The following is a 21,884-nucleotide window of genomic DNA, read 5'->3' on the forward strand; positions in this document are numbered from 1 at the left end:
CGCTCAGGCCTTCGGCACAGGCATTTCCTTGACGGTCGAGGAATCGGCCGGTGCGTCGCTGCCGAACCACTTCTTGTGGATCGCGGCCAACGTGCCGTCCTTCTTCATCGTGGTCAGCGCGTCGTTCAGCTTGCCGAGCAGCGGGTGGTCCTTGGTCATCATCAGACCGTACTGCTCGCCGGTCTTGATGCGCTCTTTTACGGCGAGATCCTTCATCCTGGTGAAAGAATATTCCAGGCCCGGAATATCGCTGACCGCCGCATCGACGCGGCCGGAGCTGAGATCGAGCAGCAAATTCTGCTGCGTGTCGTAGCCTTTGACGTCACTGAACCCGTCCGCCTCCTGGTGGGCCTTCACCCAGGCTTCGCCGGTCGAGCCGGACAGCACGCCGACGATCTTGCCCTTGAGGTCGGCCTCGGCTTTGATTGGGCTGTCGGCCTTCGCGGCGATGCCCATGTCGGAATCATAGTAGGGCTGCGTGAACGACTGAGACTTCAGCCGCTCCGGCGTGATGGTGATCGACGAGATGGCGACGTCGATGCGCTTCGAGGTGGTGGCGGCGAACAGCGCCTGGAAACCGAGATCGGCGATGTCGGTGGTCATGCCGATACGCTTTGCCGCCTCATTGATGATGTCGACTTCGAAACCCTCGAACGTGCCGCTCTCGTTCTTGTATTCAAAAGGCGGATTGGTCGGATAGGCGCCGACATTCAGCGTGCCTTCGGCGTAGGCCGGGCCGCCGGCGATGCCGATGGCGGCAGCAACAAGAAGCAGGTTGCGACGGGTGAAGTTCATTTTCGTTCCCTCTGGTTGTGATCGGGCGGGTTTGGCCCCGCACGGTTTTGATGCGCCAAGTGACGGGACTGCCGGAAAGCCCTCCCGGCACGGCAGTCGTAAGACATCGGATGCTATCCAAAGTACCGCGCTTTTCAAGGCGAAAGTTTAAGCTTAAAAAATTGCCGCGTGTTGCCGTCACTCCGGAATAACCGCCGTGGCCTGGATCTCAACCTTGGCGCGATCCTCGACCAGCGCCATCACCTGCATGGCGGCCATCGCCGGAAAATGCCGGCCGATCACCTCGCGATAGACCTCGCCGATCCCCTTGAGATTGGCCAGATATTCCGCCTTGTCGGTAAAGTACCAGGTCATCGAGGTGATATGCTGCGGCTTGGCGCCGGCCTCGGCGAGCACGGCGACAATGTTGGCCAGCGTCTGCCGCACCTGACCGACAAGATCATCGGTCTCGAAGCAGCCCTGTCCGTTCCAGCCGACCTGCCCGCCGACGAAGACAAGCTGCCCGCGCGCGGCGACGCCGTTGGCGTAGCCGACGGGTTTCGCCCAGCCTTCCGGCTGCAGGATGGTGTGCATGTCAAAACCTCCCAATGCTCAAATCCGGTCGCTCAAAACTCGAGGACAATCAATTTTTTACGCAAACTCCTGTCTCAGGCCGCTCCCATCACTTGCCGTGCAATCACCACCTTCTGCACGTCGGACGCTCCCTCGTAGATGCGCAGTGCCCGGATCTCGCGATACAGTCTTTCGACGATATGGCCCTTGCGGACGCCGTCGCCGCCATGCAGCTGCACAGCCTTGTCGATCACCTCTTGCGCTTTGTCGGTAGCGAACAGCTTGGCCATGGCGGCTTCGCGGGTAACCCGGGCCGCGCCCATGTCCTTGGTCCAGGCGGCGCGGTAGACCAGCAAGGCGGCGGCATCGACATCCAGCGCCATGTCGGCGATATGGCCCTGCACCATCTGCAGCTCGGCCATCGGTGCACCGAACAGCTTGCGCTCGGCCACTCTTGTGATGCCTTCGTCCAGCGCGCGCCGGGCAAGGCCGAGCGCCGCTGCGCCGACAGTCGAACGGAATACGTCGAGCACCGACATGGCGATGCGAAAACCATCACCGGGTTTGCCGATCAGCGCCGAGGCTGGGACGCGTGCATTGTCGAAAGATAGCCGGGCGAGCGGGTGCGGCGCGATCACCTCCAGCCGCTCGGCGATGGTCAGCCCCTCGGTTTCGGAAGGCACGACGAAGGCGGAAAGCCCCTTGGCGCCGGGCGCCTCGCCGGTACGGGCAAAGACAACATAAAAGTCAGCGATACCGCCGTTGGAGATCCAGGTCTTTTCGCCGGATAGGTGATAGCTGTCGCCGTCACGCGCGGCGGTCATTTCCATATTGGCAACGTCCGAGCCCGAACGCGGCTCCGAAAGCGCGAAAGCCGAAATCGCCTTGCCGGCCCGTGTCTTCGCCAGCCAGTGCTGCTGGTCTGGCGTGCCGAACAGGCTGAGCGGGCCAGTGCCGAGCCCTTGCATGGCGAAGGCGAAATCGGCCAGCCCATCATGGCGGGCCAGCGTCTCGCGCGTGAGGCAGAGCGTGCGCACGTCGAGCGGCCCGGGGCTTTCCGTGTCGAGCGCCGTTGGTTTCAGCCAGCCGTCTTGGCCGAGCTTCGCCACCAGCTCGCGACAGGCGGCGTCGACATCGTCATGGGCGACCGGCAGGTTTTTCCCGCACCAGGCTTCGAGTTGTTCGGCGAGCGCGCGGTGTCGGTCCTCGAAGAACGGCCAGTTGAGGAAGGACCGATCAGGCATTTCTGCCTCCGCTATGCTTCGGGCCTCGCGCTCTACAGCGCCCCCCTCTGTCCTGCCGGACATCTCCCCCACTTGGGGGGAGATTGGCAGCTCCGGCGTCCGCCCGCATCTTGCGGCGGTTGCGATTGGCTAAGGTGGGAACCAAAGTCGATCTCCCCCCTTGAGGGGGAGATGTCCGGCAGGACAGAGGGGGGCGCTGTCCTGCGAACCTGTCGGTCTTTATCGAAGAAAACATCCTCAATTCCCCTCGAACACCGGCTTTTCCTTGGCGACGAAAGCCTCGTACGCCCGTTCGAAATCGCGTGTCTGCATGCAGATCGCCTGCGCCTGCGCTTCCGATTCGATAGCCTGGTCAAGCCCCATCGACCATTCCTGATTCAGCTGCGTCTTGGTCATGCCATGGGCGAAGGTCGGGCCGGAAACGACGCGCGCGGCCATGTCGAGCGCGTCGGCCTCTAGCGTTGCGGCATCGACCAGCCGGTTGTAGAAGCCCCAGCGCTCGCCTTCCTCGGCGCTCATCGTGCGGCCGGTATAGAGCAGCTCGGCGGCGCGGCCCTGGCCAATGATGCGCGGCAGGATCGCGCAGGCGCCCATGTCGCAGCCGGCAAGGCCGACGCGGGTGAACAGGAAAGCCGTTTTGGCCTGTGGCGTGGCGATGCGGATATCGGACGCCATGGCGATGATTGCGCCGGCGCCGACCGCCACGCCGTCGACCGCAGCAATAATCGGCTTGCCGCAATTCAGCATCGCCTTGACGAAATCGCCGGTCATGCGGGTGAAGGCGAGCAGCGCCTTCATGTCCATCTTGACCAGTGGGCCGATGATCTCGTGGACATCGCCGCCCGAGCAGAAATTGCCGCCATTGGGAAGGAACACTACCGCATCGACATCGTCGGCATAGACGAGATCGCGAAAAGTGTCGCGCAATTCGGCATAGCTGTCGAAGGTCAGCGGGTTCTTGCGCTCCGGCCGATCGAGCCGGATTTTTGCGATCTTGCCTTCGACCTGCCAGAGGAAATGCTTCGGCTTGCGGCCAGCCATCTTCGTCATTCCCGTCCCTCCCAATTGCTGCGGAAGGAGGTCAGCATGCCGGTCAGCCGGCGCGCCTCGTCCTCGCTCACATTGCCCAGCAACTCGCCGACCCATTTTTCATGCGCGGCGGCGATCACGGCGAAAGTCTTCGATCCCTCTTCCGTCAGCCGCACCATCGAAGTGCGGCGGTCGCCATTGCGTCGGGCCCGCATCACCAACCCTTCCGAGACCAGCCGGTCGATGATGCCGGTGACATTGCCGTTGGACACCAGCAGGAAGCGCGACAGGTCGCTCATCAGCATGCCTTCCGGCGCGCGGTAGAGCGCGGCCATCACGTCGAAGCGTGGCAACGTCGTGTTGAACTCTTGCCGCAGGCGTTCACGTAGCTCGGCCTCGATAGTGCGCGAGGCGCGCAGCAGGCGAATCCACAGCCGCAGGCGGTCCTTGCCGGGTCCGGACGGGGCGGGTAGGGGACCGGCTACCATGTCTCACCTCCGGAGATCGAAATCGTCTGCCCGGTAATCGACCGGGCGGCGTCGCCACACAGATAAAGTACCGCGGCCGCAATTTCCTCCGGCTGGATGAAGCGGTCTTGCGGGTTGGTCGCGGCAAGGCTTGCCCGTGCCTGCTCGGACGAGCGGCCGGTCGCTTCGACGATGCGCTGGACGGCGCTCTCCAGCATCTCGGTTTCGACAAACCCTGGGCACACGGCATTCACTGTTATGCCGGACTTGGCGGTCTCGACGGCGAGTGCCCGCATCAGGCCGACGACCCCATGCTTGGCGGCAACGTAAGCTGCGACATAGGGATAGCCTTTCAGTCCGGCGGTGGAAGCGACGAAGATGACACGGCCAGTCTTGCGCACCGCCATGCCGGCCAACGCCGGCTTCACAGTCAGGAACGCACCGGTCAAGTTGACGTCGAGCGTGCGCTGCCAGTCTGCCAGCGAGGTCCGCAGCGCCGGAGCACTGCCGGACATGCCGGCATTGGCAACGACGATGTCGAACGCTCCGCGTGCCGCTTGCGCGGCCTCGTAGAGCGCCGTCATCGATGCCTCGTCGGTGACGTCGGCGGCAACGGCGAAGATGCGCTTGTTCTCGGCGGCAACCTCGGCAAGCGGCTCCACGCGCCGGCCGCAGATGGTCACGTTAATGCCCGCGCCGGCCAGCGCCAGCGCGATCGCGCGGCCGACGCCGGAGCCGCCGCCGGTGACCAGCGCATGACGCCCCGAAATCATCGCCACGGCACTCATACTTTCAACCCCGCTGCCGCTTCGCGCTCGGCCAGCCGGTAGAGCTGGTCGCGGCCGGGCAGATAGGGATCCGGCCATTTGACGCCGCGATCGCCAAGCGTGACGGCCGCGTGCAGCGTCCAGTACGGATCGGCAAGATGCGGCCTAGCCAGTGCGACGAGATCGGCGCGGCCCGCCATCAGGATGGAGTTGACGTGGTCCGGCTCATAGATATTGCCGACCGCCATCGTCGCCATGCCGACCTCGTTGCGGATGCGATCGGAAAACGGCGTCTGGAACATGCGGCCATAGACCGGTCTTGCCACGGCCGAAGTCTGGCCGGCCGATACGCCGCAGATGTCTACGCCGGCCTCATGCAGCAGCCGCGCGATCTCTACGGCGTCGGCCGGCGTCACGCCTTCGATGCCCAGCCAGTCATTGGCGGAGATGCGCATCGAGATCGGCTTCTCGGCCGGCCACGCGGCGCGCACCGCATGAAAGATTTCCAAGGGATAGCGCATGCGGTTTTCCAGCGAGCCGCCATAGGAGTCGGTGCGCCGGTTGGTCAAGGGCGTGATGAAGGAGGACAGGAGATAGCCGTGCGCGGCGTGGATTTCGAGCATGTCGAAGCCGCAGCGCGCCGCCATCTCGGCCGAAGCGACAAACTGGTCGCGCACCATATCCATGTCGGCGCGGTCCATCGCCTTCGGCACCTGGTTTTCCGGCGACCACGGCACGGAAGAGGCTGCCATGACCGGCCAATTGCCTGAGGGCAGCGGCACGTCGGTTCCCTGCCAGCCGAGCCTGGTCGACCCTTTGGCACCGGAATGGCCGATCTGGGCGCAGATCTTGGCCTCGGTCTCGGCATGGACGAACTCGACCAGCCGCTTCCAGGCGACCTCATGCTCGGGCGCATAGAAACCGGGGCAGCCAGGCGTGATGCGGCCCTCCGCGCTGACGCAGGTCATCTCGATGTAGAGGAGACCGGCGCCGCCCTTGGCCCGTTCGGCGTAATGGGCGAAATGCCAGTCAGTCGGACAGCCGTCGACCGCTTTGTACTGCGCCATCGGCGAGACGACGACGCGGTTCTGCAGCGCCATGCCGCGCAGCCGGAACGGCGCGAACATCGGCGCGCGACGCAGATTGTTGCCGCCGGCGCCGGCCTGGCGCTGGAACCATTCCTCGGCGCCGGCCAGCCATTCGGCATCGCGCAGCCGCAAATTCTCGTGACTGATGCGCTGCGAACGCGTCAGCAGCGAATAGTTGAACTGCACCGGATCGAGGCCGAGATAGCGCTCGACCTCTTCGAACCATTCGAGCGAATTGCGCGCCGCCGACTGCAGCTTCAGCACTTCGGTGCGGCGGGCGTCCTCATATTTGCGGAAGGCTGCCTCGAGGTCCGGTTCGGACTCGACATAGTCGGCCAGCGCCACCGCGCTTTCCAGCGCCAGCTTGGTGCCGGAACCGATCGAGAAATGCGCGCTCGCCGCCGCGTCGCCCATCAGCGCCAGGTTCTTGTAGGACCAGCGTTCGCACAAGACGCGCGGGAAATTGATCCACGCCGAGCCGCGGATATGATTGGCGTTGGTCATCAGCGCGTGGCCGCCGAGATGACGGGCAAAGATGCGCTCGCAGACGGCAATTGATTCCTGCTGCGACATCGCGCCGAAGCCGAAGCGCTGCCAGGTCTGCTCGCTGCATTCTACGATGAAGGTCGCGGTATCGCTGTCGAACTGGTAGGCATGCGCCCACACCCAGCCATGCTCGGTTTTCTCGAAGATGAACGTGAAGGCGTCGTCGAATTTCTGGTGGGTGCCGAGCCAAACGAACTTGCATTTACGGATGTCGATATCGGGCTTGAACACGTCGAGGAAGGTGCCCCGCGCTTTCGAGTTCAGCCCGTCGGCGGCGACAACCAGGTCGTGCGTCTCCATAAACGGCTTTGGATCGGCGATGTCGGATTCGAAGACCAGCTTGACGCCGAGCTCGCGCGCCCGCCGTTGCAGCAGGGTGAGCAGCCGCTTGCGGCCGATGCCGCAAAAGCCATGACCGGTCGAGACCGTTCGCACGCCGTCATGGATGACGGCGATGTCGTCCCAATAGGCGAAATGCTTGCGGATCCAGACGGCGCTGACCGGGTCGTTTTTGGTCAGGTTCTCCAGCGTTTCGGCCGACAGCACGACGCCCCAGCCGAATGTATCATCGGCACGGTTGCGCTCGAATACCGTGACCTCATGCACGGCATCCCTGAGCTTCAGCGAGATTGCAAAGTAGAGCCCGGCTGGTCCGCCGCCGAGAACCGCAACTTTCATCGTGCGATCTCCTCTTCGCTTCTGTCAGTCGAGTTTACGCCTGAAGCAGATTAATTCAAGCTTGAAGTTTCAGGATTGAAACAATCCGCCTCAGAAACCAAGCTTGCCGGCAGTCGGCTTGCGCTGGCCAGGGAAGCTCCGGGCTATTTCTCCGGGTTCTTCGGGCTCCACAGCACCGTCTCCGCATCTTTTTCATAGGCCATGCCATTGGGATAGCTGATCGCTTCCAACTGCAAGCCCCACGGCGCCTGGAAGTAAAGGATGGTCTGGCCGGCAGCCGGGCCTTCGGTAACCGGCAGCGGCCCCATCCGCGTCTTGACGCCCTTGCCGTCAAGATAGGCTTTTGCGGCGGCGATGTCGTCGACATAGAAGGCGATGTGGAAGCCGCCTATGTCGCTGTTGCGAGGCGTCAGGTCCTTCTGGTCCGGCGCGGTGTATTTGAACAGCTCGATGTTCGACCCGTGTCCGCAGCGGACCAGGGTGATCTCCTCGATCACTGCCTTGGGATCGACGCCCAGCAGATCCTGCATGAACGTGCCCTTGTCGTCGGCGAACGGGCCGAACGACATCGCCTTCTTGCAGCCGACCACCTCGGTAAAGAACTCGAAGGCCTGCTGCATGTCGGGGACGGTGACGCCGGTGTGGTCGTGGCCACGCATGCCGGGTATCGAATCAGCCGAGGCTGCTCCCATCGAGCCGGCCAGAGGCGCCGCAAGCATCGTCTTTCTGATTGCGTGTTTCATTCCAGTTCTCCTCCGTTTCGCGAGCTGACTTGTCGGCGCACGTCCGAGGCCCGCTCTTCGGTGTGCGAGTAGGAATGTGTTCATGCCGGCGCCTTTGCGGCGGGAAGCAGCCAGGCGTCATCGATCTCGGGCAGCGGAATGGCGGCGAGGAGGTCGCGCGTGTAAGCCTGCTGCGGCTTCTCGAACAAAGTATCCGTCGCACTGGCTTCGACGATCGCGCCTTCGCGCATGACGATCACTTGCCGGCAGAGCCGCCGGATCACCGACAGGTCATGGCTGATGAAGGCAACGGTCAGGCCCATCTCGGCGGCGAGTTTTTCCAACAGCGTCAGGATCTGTGCCTGGGTCGACACATCGAGGCCTGAGACGATTTCGTCGGCTAGCACGAGTTTCGGCGACAGCGCCAGCGCGCGGGCAATGCCGACGCGCTGGCGCTGGCCGCCCGACAATTCATGACGATAGCGGCTGGCGAAGCCTTGCGGCAGGCCAACGCGCTGAAGCGCTTCAGCAACTCGGGCTTTCAGATTGTCGCCGAGGCCATTCTGTTTGAGTGGTGCGGCGATGATGCTGGCGATGGTGCGGCGTGGGTTAAGCGACGACATCGGGTCCTGGAAGATCATCTGCAGATTGCGGCGCACGGGCCGTAGCTCCGCCTCAGGCAGATGCGTGATGTCGCGGCCGTCGAAGCTGACCGTGCCGGCGCTGGGCTCCAGCAGACGCACCAGCGCGCGGCCGAGCGTCGATTTCCCCGACCCGGATTCGCCGACGATGCCGGTCACCGATCCCCTAGGCAGATCGAAGTCCAGGCCTTTCAGGATCTCGGCCAGCGGAGCGCGGCCAAACAACGGCTTGCGCGTCATGTCCGGTAAGGCAACCTTCAGCCCGCGCACGGAAAACAGCGGCTCAGCCATGCGGGTGCCTCCAGGCCTGATCGGCCGCGGCGATCTCCGCGGCCAGCCCGGCCAGTACCGCCTCGTCCACGGGTTTCAGCGAAGCGAGGGGATCGGTGTAACGCGGCGTCGCGGCCATCAGCGCCCGCGTATAGGGGTGCTGCGGGGCAGCGAAGAGAGCAGCCGTCTCGGCCTCCTCCACCACCTTGCCGGCATAGAGCACCGAAACTTTCTGGCTGATCTTGGCGACGACGCCGAGATCGTGGGTAACGAACAGGATCGCCGTGCCATGCTCGCGCTGCAATTGCGCGATCAGCCGCAAGATCTGCTTCTGCACGGTCACGTCGAGCGCCGTGGTCGGCTCGTCGGCGACGATCAGCCTTGGTTCGGCTGCGAACGCCGCGGCGATCAGCACGCGCTGGCGCATGCCGCCGGACAGCTCGTGCGGATAGCATTTGAGGACACGCTCGGGGTCGCGGATCTGCACCTCGTCCAGCAATTGGCGGATGCGTGTATCGGCCTTCTCACCGCTCCAGCCGAGGATGCGCACCAGCCGGTCGGTCATCTGTGGGCCGATTCGCCGTGACGGATTGAGCGCGGTCAGCGGGTCCTGCGGGATCAGCGCGGTGCGCGCGCCGATCAGCGTGCGCCTTGCCTTCGGCTGAAGCTTGCCGAGGTCCTCGCCCTCGAGCAGCATGTCGCCTTCGACAATGCGCACGCTGGCTGGCAGCACACCGAGCACCGCCTTGCCGATCATCGTCTTGCCGGCGCCGCTCTCGCCGACCAGCGCGCGGACCTCGCCGGGTTGAACGGAAAGCGATACCGAGCGCAACACGCGCAAGCCATTAGGCAGCACCGCGCTAAGGTCGCGTATGTCGAGGCAGGATTTCGCCAGCGCGTTCATCGCAGCACCGGATCGAAACGTGCCCTGAGACCTTCGCCGAACTGGCTGAACGACAGCACCGTGAGGATCAGGGTGACCAGCGGGAACACCAGCACCCACCAGGCCTGATGGATCGATAGGCGACCCTCTGCGATGATGCCGCCCCAGGTCGGGTCGTCGGTCGAGATCGATAGATTGACGAAGGACAGGATCGCCTCGACGATGACGGCAATGCCCATCTCCAGCGACAGCAGTGCCACGATCGACGGCACCACATTGGGCAGCACTTCGCGCAGCATGATGCCGATGCGGCCGTAGCCGGCGATGCGGGCGCTCTCGACATAGTCCATGCGCGACTGGCCCATCGTCTCGGCGCGGATCACCCGGCAGAAGCGCGTCCAGTCGATGACGGCAATGGCAATGATAACCGAGCTCAAGCCGGTGCCGAGCACAGCGACCAGAAGGATGGCAAACAGCACCGGGGGAAACGCCATCCAGACATCGACGATACGCGAGATGATGCGGTCGGCCCAGCCGCCGAAATAGCCGGCGATCAGCCCCAGCGTCGAGCCGACCAGGCAGGCGGCAAGGGCTGCCGCGAAGGCGACGATGAAGGCGATGCGGGCACCGAAGATCAGCCGTGACAGAAGATCGCGGCCGAGGCTGTCGGTGCCGAGCCAGTAGCCGGGCTCAGCACCGCTCAGCCAGAACGGCGGCAGCCGCTCCAGCATCAAATCCTGCGCCAGTGGGTCCTGCGGCGCGACCAACGGCGCAAAAATCGCGGCCAGCAGCGCAATCAGCAGCCAGCCGCCGGCCAGCCACAGGCGTGCCCGCGAGCCATGTCTTGAAATGCGGGCCTCATCCATGGCGCAGCCTCGGATTAAGCAGCGCATACATCATGTCCACGCTAAGGTTGATCAGCACGAACAACAGCGCGAACACCAGCACGATGCCCTGGATCAGCGGCAGGTCGCGGTTGATGACGGCATCGATCGCCATGTTGCCGAGACCCTCATAGGAAAATAGCCGCTCGACGATGACCGTGCCGCCGATCAGGAAGGTGAACTGCACGCCGACCAGAGTGAGCGTCGGCAGGGCGGCGTTTTTCAACGCCTCGCGTAGGATGACCTGCGTTTCCGAAAAGCCCTTTACCCGCGCCAGCAGGACATAGTCGAGGTCGAGCACTTCCTTCAGCGATTGTTTCAGCAGCTGCGAGATGATCGCGGCGAGTGGCAGCGCCAGAGCCACGGCCGGCATCAGCACATGCGCCAGCAGATCCTTGGTCAGGTCGAAGCGCAGCCGCACGATGCTCTCGAACAAATAGAACTGCGTGACGAAGGGCAGATCGAGTTGCGGCGACACTCGGCCGGAAATGTCGAAAACCGGCACCAGCACGCCGAACAAAAGGATCAGCACCAAACCCCACAGGAAATCGGGAATCGAGAGCGCCGCACCGCTGGCGATGTCGATGCCAGCCTCGACCGCGGTGCCGCGTTCGCGCGCGCCGAGGATCGCCGTCGTGCCGCCGATCGCCAGCGCCATCAAGAGCGCGACGATCGCGAGTTCCAGCGTCGCCGGCAGGCGGTTGAAGACCAGGCCCAGAACATCCTGCCGGAGCGAAATCGAAGTGCCGAAATCGCCCCTGACGACACCTGCCAGCCAGATGAAAAATTGCTGGACGATGGTCTTGTCCAGCCCGTAAAGCGCGCGCAGACGCGCGATGTCGGCATCGGTTGCACCGGGCGGCAGCATCATCGCGATCGGATCGCCTGGCGCGACACGAATGACGACGAAGACGACGACGGCCACGCCGAACAGCGTGATCGCCATCGTCAGAAGACGGATCAGGAATCTTTGCAGCAGCATGGTCGCCCGTGACAGAAAATGCGCGCCGTCATTCCGGACGGCGCGCGGCAAGCCGAAGGCTGTCTCAGGCAGGGCTCATCAGCGCCGGCAACAGCGCGCCCGACACATGCTGCACCACATTGACGCCCTTGGCATGCACGATTGGCTGCGCATACTGGATCAGCGGCAGTACATAGGCCTGCTCGGCAATGTACTTGTCGACGGCCTTCCAGCCGGCAATGCGCTTGGCCTCGTCCTTCTCGCCCCACAGCGGGTTGATCATGTCGATCAGATCCTGACTGTCCCACACCGAATGCGGGCTGGGGCCATACATGGCAAAGCCGGTCGAGGTGGTCGGGTCGCCGATGGCGTTGCCCCAATTGTAGAAGGCGGCCGGCGCCAGCTTGTCGGCGGCGCGCAACTCATAATGCTTGGCGATCTCGTAGACCTCGATCGTCGCCTCGATGCCGACCTTGCGCCACATGCCGACGATCGCCTGGATCATCTCGTAGTCTTTGGGCTTGAAGCCCTTGGTCGTCTGTATCGTGAACTTGACCGGCTTTTCCGGCGAATAGCCGGAGGCGGCCAGCAATTCCTTGGCCTTTTCCGGGTTATGTTCGGCCTTGATCGACGCATCGTAGGCGGCGTATTCCGGCGTCTCCAGCGTATCGATGGCCTGGCCGTAACCGCGCAGCAGCCGGTCGACCAAAAGCTTTTTATCGACCGCCATCACCGCCGCCTGGCGCACGTTCTTGTCCAGCATCACGTCGATGTCGTTGAAGAAGATCATGCCGATGTCGGAAACATTCTTGCATGAGCCGGCAAGTCCGTCCTTGGCGATCAGGCGGTCATATTCCTCATAGGGGATTTCGAGAGTCACCTGCGAGGAGCCGGACTCGATCTCGGCGACGCGGCTCGCCGCATCGGTGACGAACTTGATGGTTACGCTTTCGAAGGCCGGCTTGCCGCCCCAGTAGTTGGGGTTGGCCTTGAGCCGCAGGAAGGCGTTGCGCTCGAATTTGTCGACCATATAGGGCCCGGTGCCGATCGGGGCTTTCTCAAAACCCTCGGCGCCGACCTTTTCGTAATAGGCCTTCGGCATGATGTAGCCGGTGAGGAACGACATCCATTTGAAATACACCGGGTCGAATTGCACGACGTCGCCGGTGATCTTGTTGCCGTCGATCTTGAAGTTGTTGACGTTCTTCCAGACGAACTGGATCGGGTTGCCGGTCTTTTCATCGCCCGCCCGCTGCAGCGACCAGACCACGTCTTCGGCCGTGAATGGCGAACCGTCATGCCAGGTGACGCCCTCGCGCACCGTCATCATGATCTTGCTGCGATCCTCGTTCCAGCCCCATTCGGTGAGCAGGCCGGGCGCGAAAGAAAGGTCCGGCTTCTGCGGGATGAACTGGTCGAACACCGATTGATAGAGACCCTGGATGGTCGGGTTGACCGCCGAAGGCCCGGTGGTCGGGTCCCAGGACGGCAGGTTGACGTTGTAGGCGATAGTCAGTTCGCCGGCAGCCTTGGCGATTTGCGGCAGGCCGAGGGCCGTGGCGCCAAGTGCGGCCGCGCCGTATCCGAGCAATTCTCGTCTGTTGATTGTCATGGTCGTTCCCCTGTTGCTTTTATGCGCGGTGTCGTTGTCAATCGGTGGGTTCAGGCTCCTTGGGCAACCGCGCGCCTTGTCCTCCTTCACCCTGGATGAAAAATGGAGCCTACCTCCCGCCAAGTTGTTGTGCGAGCATGAAGCCCGACGCCGCCCCGGTGCCGGCGCCCGGCCATGTTGCCGCCCCGGTCAGGTGCAGATTGCCGATCGGCGTGTTCCAGCCGGCGTAACCGCGCGCCGGCCGGAACAGGAAATTCTGCACCAGATGATGGCTGCCGCAGACCTGGTCGCCGCCGGCCAGGTTGGGATTCTCGCGTTCGAGGTCGATGGGCGAGAACACGGCGCGGCCGAGGATCTTCCGGCGAAGGCCGGGCGCATAGCGCTCGATAATGTCGAGGACGCGCTCGGCGTAGTGCTCCCTGGCCTCGTCCCAGTGGGCCGGCGCGATCATGCCCGCCGCATCGCCCACAATCTCGGCCGGCAGCATGCGCACCTGCACCCAGAGCACATGCTTGCCGTCCGGCGCGCGCGACGGATCGACCGCCGTCGGCTGGCCGACGACCAGCACCGGCTCGTCCGGCAGCATGCCTGCCATCGCCTGCTGATAGGTTCGCGACATGGCGTCGAGCGACGGCGAGAGATGCACATAGGCGAACTGCCGAAGCTCGGCGCCGGCGCGCCAGTCCGGCAAATCGTCGAGTGCCAGATGGATCATCATCGTGCCCGGCGCATGGCGGAATTTTTTCATGGCCGTGTCGAAGCCGGCGTCGCCCGATCCATTGGGCAGCAGTTTCCCGGGCAGCGCCTTGGGCGCGACACCGGCGATGACGGCCCTGGTGGCGGTGTGAGTCTCGCCGGAAGCGAGCCGCACGCCGGTCGCCTTGCCGGCCGAAACCGTGATCTCGGCGACATCAGCCCCAGTGACGATCTTGCCGCCGGCGGCCGTGAGCATGCCCGACAAAGCGCGGATGATCGTGTCGGCGCCGCCTCTGCCGAGCAGCATGCCGAAGCACTGGTTGGCCATGGATTCGAGGTAAGGAAATACCGCGCCGCCAGCGATGTCAGGCGCGAAATCGAGATGCATGCCCCAGGTGGCCAGCGTCGCCCTGACATGCGGTGACTCGAAAGTCTGCTCGAGCCACGCGCGGGGTGAGGAAAGCAGTAATCGGCCGGTATCGAGCGCGCCGCCAATACCCTTCTTGCGCCAGAGCTTCCAGGCCGTGCCGGCGAGCGCACGCCCACTCATCGGCGAGCCCAGCAGCCGGAACAGATGCTCGGCCTCCGCCGGGAATGCCGCAACCAGACGGCGCCATGTGGCTGCGTCGGTCGCGGAGAAGGCGGTCATCCGTCCAGTGGTCTTCTCCAGGTCGCTGCTGACGCCGAACCAGCGACCGTCGGGGAAGGCGCTGGCAAAACAGTCGGCCACCGGCACGAATTCCAGCCCGTGGGTTTTCAATTCATTTGCATATTTCCTGTGAAAGGCCGAGCCGGCGAACAGGCCCAGATTCATTGCGCCGAAATCGTGCCGGAAGCCTGGAAGCGTGAATTCGCGCGTCTGGACGGCGCCGCCGATCGTTGGATTGCGGTCGAAAACCGCTGTTTTCCAGCCTTTGAACGCCAGATGCGCGGCGCATGCCAGACTGTTGTGACCTGCCCCGACAAATATGGCGTCGAACTCGCTCACGCCCCGTCCCATTTCCTTTATGCTTAAAGATAATTGCAGATGCATATGTTTTCGTCTAGTAGGATATTAAGGGCCGCGAGAGCCTTCAGCACCATCGAGAAAGAGGGAACAGAGACCATGGACACACAACAACTCCTCGGCGACGTCGCCGGCCAGCTTCTTTCAGGCGCCATCCAGGTGGTCGACCTGACGGCGCCGCTCGGGCCCAACACGCCGCTGATCAAGCTGCCGCCGGAGCTGGCGGTGGACACGCCGAAGGTCGAGATCCACGCCATCTCCCACTATGACAAGAACGGTCCGTGGTGGGCCTGGAACTGGCTGAAGCTCGGCGAACACTCGGGCACGCATTTCGACGCGCCGCAGCACTGGATCACCGGCAAGGATTATCCGGACGGTGCCACCGACACCATTCCGGTTCAGAATTTCGTCGGCCCGGTCAATGTCATCGACTGCTCGAAGCAAGCCGCCGCCGATCACGACTTCCTGCTCACCGTCGACCACATCAAGGCCTGGGAAGCCGAACATGGCGCTATCAACGCGGGCGAATGGGTGGTGATGCGCACCGACTGGTACAAGCGCAACGGCTCGGAAGCCGAGTTCCTCAACGCCAATGAGACCGGACCGCACACGCCCGGACCGACGGCCGAGGCCATCCAGTATCTGATCAGCAAGGACATCAAGGGCTGGGGCAGCGAGACGATCGGCACGGATGCTGGCAAAGCAGGGGGAATGGAGCCGCCATTCCCGGCGCACAGCCTGATGCACAAGGCCAACCGCTATGGGCTCGCCAGCCTGTGCAACCTCGACCGGCTGCCGCCGAAGGGCGCGATCCTGATCGCCGCACCGCTCAAGATCGAGCACGGCACCGGCAGCCCGATCCGCGCACTGGCACTCGTGCCGAGACAATAGGGCAACTGGCGGTCTTCGGGAGAAGATCATGCTTGCAGGCAATGCTGTGGTGACGAGTTGGGAGCGGCAGTCTTGCAAGGCTGCGGCTCTACGGCGCCCCCCTCTGTCCTGCCGGACATCTCCCCCTCTAGGGGGGAGATCGGCCGTCGATACTGCCTTCGCCAATCTTCAACGTCGTAGGAACGAGCGGAGCGCCGAAGCCGCTAATCTCCCCCCGAGTGGGGGAGATGTCCGGCAGGACAGAGGGGGGCGCCGTAGAGCGCCAATCTCTGCAATTGAACTCCTGCCGGTTAGGAGCAACCCTCGATGAGCGCTCCCGATCACATCATCGTCGGCAGCGGCATCAACGCGCTGGTCTGCGCGGCGATGCTTGGCGGCAAGGGGGCGAAGGTGCTGGTGCTCGAGCGCAACGACCGCATCGGCGGCTGCATGCGCACCGAAGAAATCACCGCGCCCGGCTTCATCCACGACGTGATGGCGACGACCTTTGTCCTGTTCATCACCTCGCCGGCCTATGCGGCATTGGGCAAGGATCTGGCGCGGCACGGCCTGGAGTTTTGCAACACCTCCACGCCGACCGGCGTGCTGCGCCCGGACGGCAGCCACGCCATCCTGCGCACCGATCGTATCGCCAATGTCACGGCGGCCAATGCGCTTGCCGCGGGCGACGGCGACCGGCACCGCAGCGATGTCGGCGAGATCGAGCGCAATGCTGGCCTGCTGTTCAGTCTGCTCGGCGGAAGCCTGTGGTCTTACCGGACGGCCAGGCTGCTCGCGGGCGAAGCCTGGCGGCGCGGCCCGCGTGGCCTTGCCGCCTTTCTCGGCAGCGCGCTGGTGCCGGCGCGCGGTTGGTTGGAAAGCACCTACCAGTCGGAAACCATGCGCGCGCTGTGGGCGCCCTGGGTGCTGCATGCCGGCCTTGGGCCTGAGGACGCGTTCTCCGGCCAGATCGCCAAGGTCATCGCCTTCGCGCTTGAGGCGGCCGGCGCGCCGATCGTCAAGGGCGGTGCCAGGAATCTGCTGTCTGCCTTCGAAGCCCTGATCAGGGAACGTGGCGGCGAAATCCGCACCGGCGCCGACGTCGCGGCTATTGTCCAAAGCGGAGGCCGCGCCGCCGGCGTGCGGCTGGCTTCGGGCGAAACGATCAGCGTGAACAAGAGCGTCATCTGCTCGGTCACGCCGACCCAGCTCTACGGGCGGCTGCTCGGCGACGCGGCGCCGAAAGCCGACGTCGAGGCAGCGCAAAAATACCGCTATGGCAAGGGCAATTTCCAGATCCACTATGCCTTGGACAAGCCGCCGGCATGGCGCGGCGAGGGCCTGGACAAGGTCGCGCTGCTGCATCTGACGCCGGGGCTCGACGGCGTCTCGAAGGCCTGCAACGAAGCCGTGCGCGGCATGCTGCCGGAGGTGCCGACCATCTGCGTCGGCCAGCCGCACGTACTCGACCCATCGCGCTGCCCGGACGGCAAGGCGGTCCTGTGGCTGCAACTGCCCGAGGCGCCACGCCATATCAAGGGCGATGCCGCCGGCAAACTGCAAACACCGGCAGACGGTCGCTGGACCGAGGCGCTGCGCGAAGCCTATGCCGACCGTGCCGAAGCGATCCTCGCCAGCCATATCGATGGGTTCAAGGACAGCGTCATCGCACGCCGCGCCTGTTCGCCGGCCGACCTGGAAACGATGAACGTCAATCTGGTCGGCGGGGACCCCTATGGCGGTTCCTCGACCATCGACCAGTCGTTTCTGTGGCGGCCGCTCAAGACGAGCCGCAATCACGAAACCGGGGTCAGGGGTCTCTACCACATTGGCGCCTCGACCCATCCGGGTGCTGGCTTGGGCGGCGGCTCCGGCTTTCTCCTGGCGGGGAGGCTGTGATGGAACAGAAGGTTGAAAAACGCCAGCGCATCTCGACTTTGGGCCAGATCGGCCTGCAGCAGTTCGCGCCCTATCTGATGAACCGCATCATGGGCCGCTACAACGCCACGCTGCGCGACAATTTCCGCAAGCAAGGCCTGACCATTCCGCAGGTGCGCACGCTGGCCGTGTTGTCGGTCACCGATGGCGTCACCGTCAACGATCTCTCGGTCTATACCGTCATCGAGCAGTCGACCTTGAGCCGCACGCTCGACACGCTGGAGGGACAAGGGTTTGTTCGGCGCGAGCAGGGGGTCACCGACAGCCGTATCCGCCATGTGTTCCTGACCGACGATGGCCGCGCCGAGTTCGCGCGCGCCTGGCCGGCCATGCACGACGCTTTCGAGGCAATGTTCGATGATGTCGACGATGCCGAATACGCGGCGCTGATCGCGACATTGCAAAAAATGCTGAAGAACATTCGCAAGCACGACATCTGATCGTACGCGCCGCCATCGGGGCGGCAACGGAAGGAGCAAAAAATGGCCGAACGGTCTTTTGCCAAGGAAGTCGAAAAGCTCAGGCTCGGCGCCGGCGAGGAGTTTTCCGGCGAAGGCATTCTCGCCATCACCAAGGCGCTGCTGCAATGCGGCGTCGGCTATGTCGGCGGCTATCAGGGTGCACCGATCAGCCATTTGATGGACGTGCTGGCCGACGCGCAGGATATTCTGGGCGAGCTCGGCGTGCATTTCGAGGCAAGCGCCTCGGAAGCCACCGCCACCGCCATGCTGGCGGCATCGGTGCACTATCCGATCCGTGGCGCGGCCACCTTCAAGTCGACGGTCGGCACCAATGTCGCGTCCGACGCGCTCGCCAATCTCGCTTCCGGCGGCGTCACTGGCGGTGCATTGATCATCGTCGGCGAGGATTACGGCGAAGGCTCCTCGATCATGCAGGAGCGCAGCCACGCCTTCGCCATGAAGAGCCAGGTCTGGCTGCTCGACCCGCGCCCGAACCTGCCGTCGATCGTCGAGGCGGTGGAGGACGGCTTCGAGCTGTCCGAGGTTTCCAGCACGCCGGTCATGCTGCAGGTCCGGATTCGCTGCTGCCATGTCCACGGCCATTTCATCGCCAAGGACAACAAGCGCCCGGCAATGACAGTGGCCGATGCGCTCGAGGCGCCGCGCCGCGACACCGGCCGCATCGTGCTGCCGCCCGCGTCCTTCCTGCACGAGAAGGAAAAGGTGCAGAAACGCTGGCCGGCGGCGGTCGACTTCATCCGTACCAATAAGATCAACGAGTTTTTCGGCCCGGAGCACGGCTCGGTCGGCATCGTCATGCAGGGCGGCATGTACAATTCGGTCATCCGGGCGCTGCAGCGGCTCGGCCTCGCCGACACTTATGGCGACACCGACGTGCCGCTCTATGTGCTGAACGCCGTCTACCCGCTGGTTGATGACGAATTCCTGTCCTTCTGCGAAGGCAAGGACGCCGTGCTCGTCGTCGAGGAAGGCCAGCCCAACTACATCGAACAGGCCTTTGCCGCGATGCTGCACAAGGCCGGCCGCGGCACCAAGCTCGTCGGCAAGGAACATCTGCCTATGGCCGGCGAATATACCGGCCAGGTGATGCTCGACGGCATCGGATCGTTCCTGCGTGCCACCATCCCGCATCTGCTGCCAAGCGAGGTCCGCGCGCCCAACAAGATCGGCGACGGGCTCGACACCGCCGACCTGATCAACGTCGTCCCGGGCCGGCCGCCCGGCTTCTGCGTCGGCTGCCCGGAGCGGCCGATCTTCGCCGCCACCAAGCTGGTCGAGCAGGAGCTGGGCAAGCACCACATCGCCTCCGACATCGGCTGTCATTTGTTCTCGATCATGCCGCCTTTCGAGCTCGGCGCCACTACCATGGGCTACGGGCTGGGGCCGGCCTCGGCCTCGGCGTTCAACTCGCCCGATGCCAAGCGTCGCTCGATCTCCTTCGTCGGCGACGGCGGCTTCTGGCACAACGGCCTGACCTCCTCGGTCGGCAATGCCGTGTTCAACAAGAACGACGGCGTCATCGTCATCGTCGACAATTTCTATTCGGCCGCGACCGGAGGGCAGGACATCCTTTCGTCCCGCGCCGGCAACAAGACGAAATCGACCAAGCATCCGATCACCGAGGCGGTGAAGGGCATGGGCGTCAAATGGCTGCGCCACATCGACCGCACCTACGACGTAACCAGGATGCAGGACACGCTGCGCGAGGCGCTGACGACGGACGAGAAGGGCCCGAAAGTCATTGTCGCCTCGTCCGAATGCATGCTCAACCGGCAGCGCCGCGAAAAGCCGCTGGTCGACAAGGCGATCAAGGGCGGTGAGCGGGTCGTTAAGCCGAAATTCGGCGTCGACGAGGACATCTGCACCGGCGACCATGCCTGCATGCGGCTCTCCGGCTGTCCGTCGCTGTCGGTGAAGTCGCTCGATGACCCGCTGCGCGACGATCCGGTGGCGCATATCGACCAGAGCTGCGTCGGCTGCGGCAATTGCGGCGAGGTTGCCGATGCGGCGGTGCTGTGCCCATCCTTCTACAGAGCCGACGTGGTGCATAATCCAAGCCGCTGGGACCGTTTGCTTGAAGCCGCGCGGCGCGCCACGATCCGCCTCTTGCAGCGCCGCCGCGAGAGCCGGCGGCTGATATTCGCCGATGCTTGACGCTGTCCCATCAACCCGTTCCAAGGCCGGCGCGCTGGACGATGAGCGCGTCATAAAGCTTGCCGTGCTAGCGGTCGGCGGCCAGGGCGGCGGCGTGCTGGCCGACTGGATCACCGACGTCGCCGAGCGCAACGGCTACGTCGCCCAATCGACCTCGGTTGCCGGCGTCGCCCAGCGCACCGGCGCCACCATCTACTATGTCGAAATGTGCCGCGACACCGGCCGGCTGCCGGTCTTCGCGCTGTCGCCGTCGCAGGGCGACGTCGATATATTGATCGCCGCCGAACTGATGGAAGCCGGCCGCGCCATCATCCGCGGGTTCGTCACGCCGGAGCGCACCACGCTGATCGCCTCGTCGCACCGCATCGCAGCGGTCTCCGAGAAGATCGAACCCGGCGACGGCCGCGCATCGTCCTCGAAGGTGCATGCCACGGCTGAAGCCGCGGCCAAGCGCTTCATCGCCTTCGACATGGAGAAGATCGCCGTCGATAACGGCTCGATGATCTCGGCCAGCTTGCTCGGCGCGCTGGCCGGGTCCGATGCCTTGCCGTTTACACGCGAGAGCTATGAGCGGGCCATCGGCGCCGGCGGCCGCGGCGTCAAGGCAAGCCTTGCCGCCTTCGCCGCCGCCTACGATCGGGCGCGCGCCATCGCGAGTGCGCCTTCGGGCGACAAGACTGCACAGCCGGCGGCCGCTGAAACCCGCTCGGGCGCGGCGACAAATGTCAGCGGCCCGGAAAGCCTGTTGAAGGGCTGGCAACAACTGGCGGCGCGCGTCGCTGCTTTGCCTTTACCCGTGCACGACATGGCGCTTCGCGGCCTGAAAAAAGTCGTCGACTACCAGGACATCGCCTATGGCGGCGAGTATCTCGACCGGTTCGACCGGGCGGTCGTCCTGGACAATGCCGAACATGACTACGTGCTGTCGATCGCCGCGGCCAAGCATCTGGCCAACGCCATGTGCTACGACGACATGATCCGCGTCGCCGATCTGAAGACACGCTCGACGCGCGACCAGCGCGTGCGCCGCGAAGTCGGTGTCAAGCAAGGCTCAGTCCTGCAGGTGACCGAATATTTCCATCCGCGCATCGAGGAATTCTGCGGCACGCTGCCGGCCGGGCTCGGCAGCTACATCGAGGACCGGCCGAAGCTCGCCGCCTTTCTCGACCGCCGCATCAATCGCGGCCGCCACATCCGCACCGACAGTTTCGCCGGCTTTGCCGCTTTGTGGTTCATCGGCGGCCTGCGCCGCTGGCGCCGCCGCCTGTTGCGCCACAAGGTCGAGACCGCGCATCTCGATCGCTGGTATGCGCTGGCGCTGGGCCAGGTCGGCCAGGACTACGCGCTTGGTACGGAGATCCTCAACTGCCGCCGGCTGATCAAGGGTTACAGCGACACCCACGCCCGCGCGCAGTCGAAATTCGACCGGGTGCTGTCGGCGCTCGACCTGGTCAAGGGCCGCCCGGACGCCGCCGACTGGATCCGGCGCCTGCGCGAAGCGGCGCTGAAGGACGAGAAGGGCGACATGCTCGACGGCGCGCTGAAGACCGTGGCGTCGCTGGGCGACACCTCGCCAAGCTGAGGCGCTCGTTCGACCCG

19 protein-coding genes are annotated in these 21,884 nt (G+C 64.3%); 5 read left to right on the forward strand and 14 right to left on the reverse strand.

Annotated features, from left to right (window positions below):
- Nucleotides 1-3 precede the first annotated feature (3 nt).
- From NKI79_RS05630 to NKI79_RS05695, 14 genes are all read right to left on the reverse strand, one after another.
- Nucleotides 4-795 carry an ABC transporter substrate-binding protein gene (locus NKI79_RS05630; protein ID WP_352800360.1) on the reverse strand — a complete coding sequence of 264 codons (792 nt, stop codon included), beginning with the start codon at nt 793-795 and terminating at the stop codon, nt 4-6.
- Between the two features lie 177 nt (nt 796-972).
- Nucleotides 973-1,368: a RidA family protein gene (locus NKI79_RS05635; protein ID WP_254816235.1), complete on the reverse strand. Its 396-nt coding sequence runs from the start codon at nt 1,366-1,368 to the stop codon at nt 973-975.
- 74 nt (nt 1,369-1,442) lie between these two features.
- A complete protein-coding gene (locus NKI79_RS05640) occupies nt 1,443-2,591 on the reverse strand; it encodes an acyl-CoA dehydrogenase family protein (RefSeq protein WP_352800362.1) in 1,149 nt (382 codons plus the stop codon).
- A 237-nt stretch (nt 2,592-2,828) separates the two neighbouring features.
- The gene (locus NKI79_RS05645; protein ID WP_352476021.1) at nt 2,829-3,641 is read right to left on the reverse strand and encodes an enoyl-CoA hydratase family protein; all 813 of its coding nucleotides are present in this window, start codon (nt 3,639-3,641) and stop codon (nt 2,829-2,831) included.
- On the reverse strand, nt 3,638-4,108 hold the full coding sequence (locus tag NKI79_RS05650; RefSeq protein ID WP_254816232.1) for a MarR family winged helix-turn-helix transcriptional regulator: 471 nt from the start codon (nt 4,106-4,108) through the stop codon (nt 3,638-3,640). The genes NKI79_RS05645 and NKI79_RS05650 overlap by 4 nt, the downstream gene beginning before the upstream one ends.
- A complete protein-coding gene (locus NKI79_RS05655; protein ID WP_352800365.1) occupies nt 4,102-4,875 on the reverse strand; it encodes an SDR family NAD(P)-dependent oxidoreductase in 774 nt (257 codons plus the stop codon). The genes NKI79_RS05650 and NKI79_RS05655 overlap by 7 nt, the downstream gene beginning before the upstream one ends.
- Complete coding sequence (locus tag NKI79_RS05660; RefSeq protein ID WP_352800367.1) at nt 4,872-7,166, reverse strand: bifunctional salicylyl-CoA 5-hydroxylase/oxidoreductase; 2,295 nt, start codon at nt 7,164-7,166, stop codon at nt 4,872-4,874. Before NKI79_RS05660 ends, NKI79_RS05655 begins: the two co-directional genes overlap by 4 nt.
- Nucleotides 7,167-7,309: 143 nt before the next feature.
- Nucleotides 7,310-7,909 (reverse strand): VOC family protein, encoded by a 600-nt coding sequence (locus tag NKI79_RS05665; protein WP_352800368.1) that lies wholly within the window; start codon nt 7,907-7,909, stop codon nt 7,310-7,312.
- Between the two features lie 80 nt (nt 7,910-7,989).
- Nucleotides 7,990-8,820, reverse strand: coding sequence for an ATP-binding cassette domain-containing protein (locus tag NKI79_RS05670; RefSeq protein WP_352800370.1), 831 nt, complete (start codon nt 8,818-8,820; stop codon nt 7,990-7,992).
- On the reverse strand, nt 8,813-9,703 hold the full coding sequence (locus tag NKI79_RS05675; RefSeq protein WP_352800372.1) for an ABC transporter ATP-binding protein: 891 nt from the start codon (nt 9,701-9,703) through the stop codon (nt 8,813-8,815). The genes NKI79_RS05670 and NKI79_RS05675 overlap by 8 nt, the downstream gene beginning before the upstream one ends.
- A complete protein-coding gene (locus NKI79_RS05680) occupies nt 9,700-10,548 on the reverse strand; it encodes an ABC transporter permease (protein ID WP_352644466.1) in 849 nt (282 codons plus the stop codon). Before NKI79_RS05680 ends, NKI79_RS05675 begins: the two co-directional genes overlap by 4 nt.
- Nucleotides 10,541-11,548, reverse strand: a complete 1,008-nt coding sequence (locus NKI79_RS05685) for an ABC transporter permease (protein WP_352800377.1) — start codon at nt 11,546-11,548, stop codon at nt 10,541-10,543. The genes NKI79_RS05680 and NKI79_RS05685 overlap by 8 nt, the downstream gene beginning before the upstream one ends.
- Nucleotides 11,549-11,612: 64 nt before the next feature.
- Nucleotides 11,613-13,139 carry an ABC transporter substrate-binding protein gene (locus tag NKI79_RS05690; RefSeq protein ID WP_352800379.1) on the reverse strand — a complete coding sequence of 509 codons (1,527 nt, stop codon included), beginning with the start codon at nt 13,137-13,139 and terminating at the stop codon, nt 11,613-11,615.
- Nucleotides 13,140-13,248: 109 nt separating this feature from the next.
- Entirely contained in the window at nt 13,249-14,823 is a 1,575-nt protein-coding gene (locus NKI79_RS05695) for a phytoene desaturase family protein (RefSeq protein WP_352800381.1), read from the reverse strand.
- A 117-nt stretch (nt 14,824-14,940) separates the two neighbouring features.
- Between NKI79_RS05695 and NKI79_RS05700 the strand changes: the two genes are divergently transcribed.
- From NKI79_RS05700 to NKI79_RS05720, 5 genes are all read left to right on the forward strand, one after another.
- The gene (locus tag NKI79_RS05700; protein ID WP_254816222.1) at nt 14,941-15,732 is read left to right on the forward strand and encodes a cyclase family protein; all 792 of its coding nucleotides are present in this window, start codon (nt 14,941-14,943) and stop codon (nt 15,730-15,732) included.
- A 306-nt stretch (nt 15,733-16,038) separates the two neighbouring features.
- Nucleotides 16,039-17,610 carry a phytoene desaturase family protein gene (locus NKI79_RS05705; protein WP_352800383.1) on the forward strand — a complete coding sequence of 524 codons (1,572 nt, stop codon included), beginning with the start codon at nt 16,039-16,041 and terminating at the stop codon, nt 17,608-17,610.
- Nucleotides 17,610-18,089, forward strand: a complete 480-nt coding sequence (locus NKI79_RS05710) for a MarR family winged helix-turn-helix transcriptional regulator (protein ID WP_352455076.1) — start codon at nt 17,610-17,612, stop codon at nt 18,087-18,089. Before NKI79_RS05705 ends, NKI79_RS05710 begins: the two co-directional genes overlap by 1 nt.
- A gap of 42 nt (nt 18,090-18,131) precedes the next feature.
- Entirely contained in the window at nt 18,132-20,285 is a 2,154-nt protein-coding gene (locus NKI79_RS05715; protein ID WP_352800385.1) for a thiamine pyrophosphate-dependent enzyme, read from the forward strand.
- The gene (locus NKI79_RS05720; protein WP_352800387.1) at nt 20,278-21,867 is read left to right on the forward strand and encodes an indolepyruvate oxidoreductase subunit beta family protein; all 1,590 of its coding nucleotides are present in this window, start codon (nt 20,278-20,280) and stop codon (nt 21,865-21,867) included. Before NKI79_RS05715 ends, NKI79_RS05720 begins: the two co-directional genes overlap by 8 nt.
- The last annotated feature ends 17 nt before the right edge of the window (nt 21,868-21,884 follow it).

Source organism: Mesorhizobium sp. M0340 (assembly GCF_040321535.1).
Classification (GTDB): domain Bacteria; phylum Pseudomonadota; class Alphaproteobacteria; order Rhizobiales; family Rhizobiaceae; genus Mesorhizobium.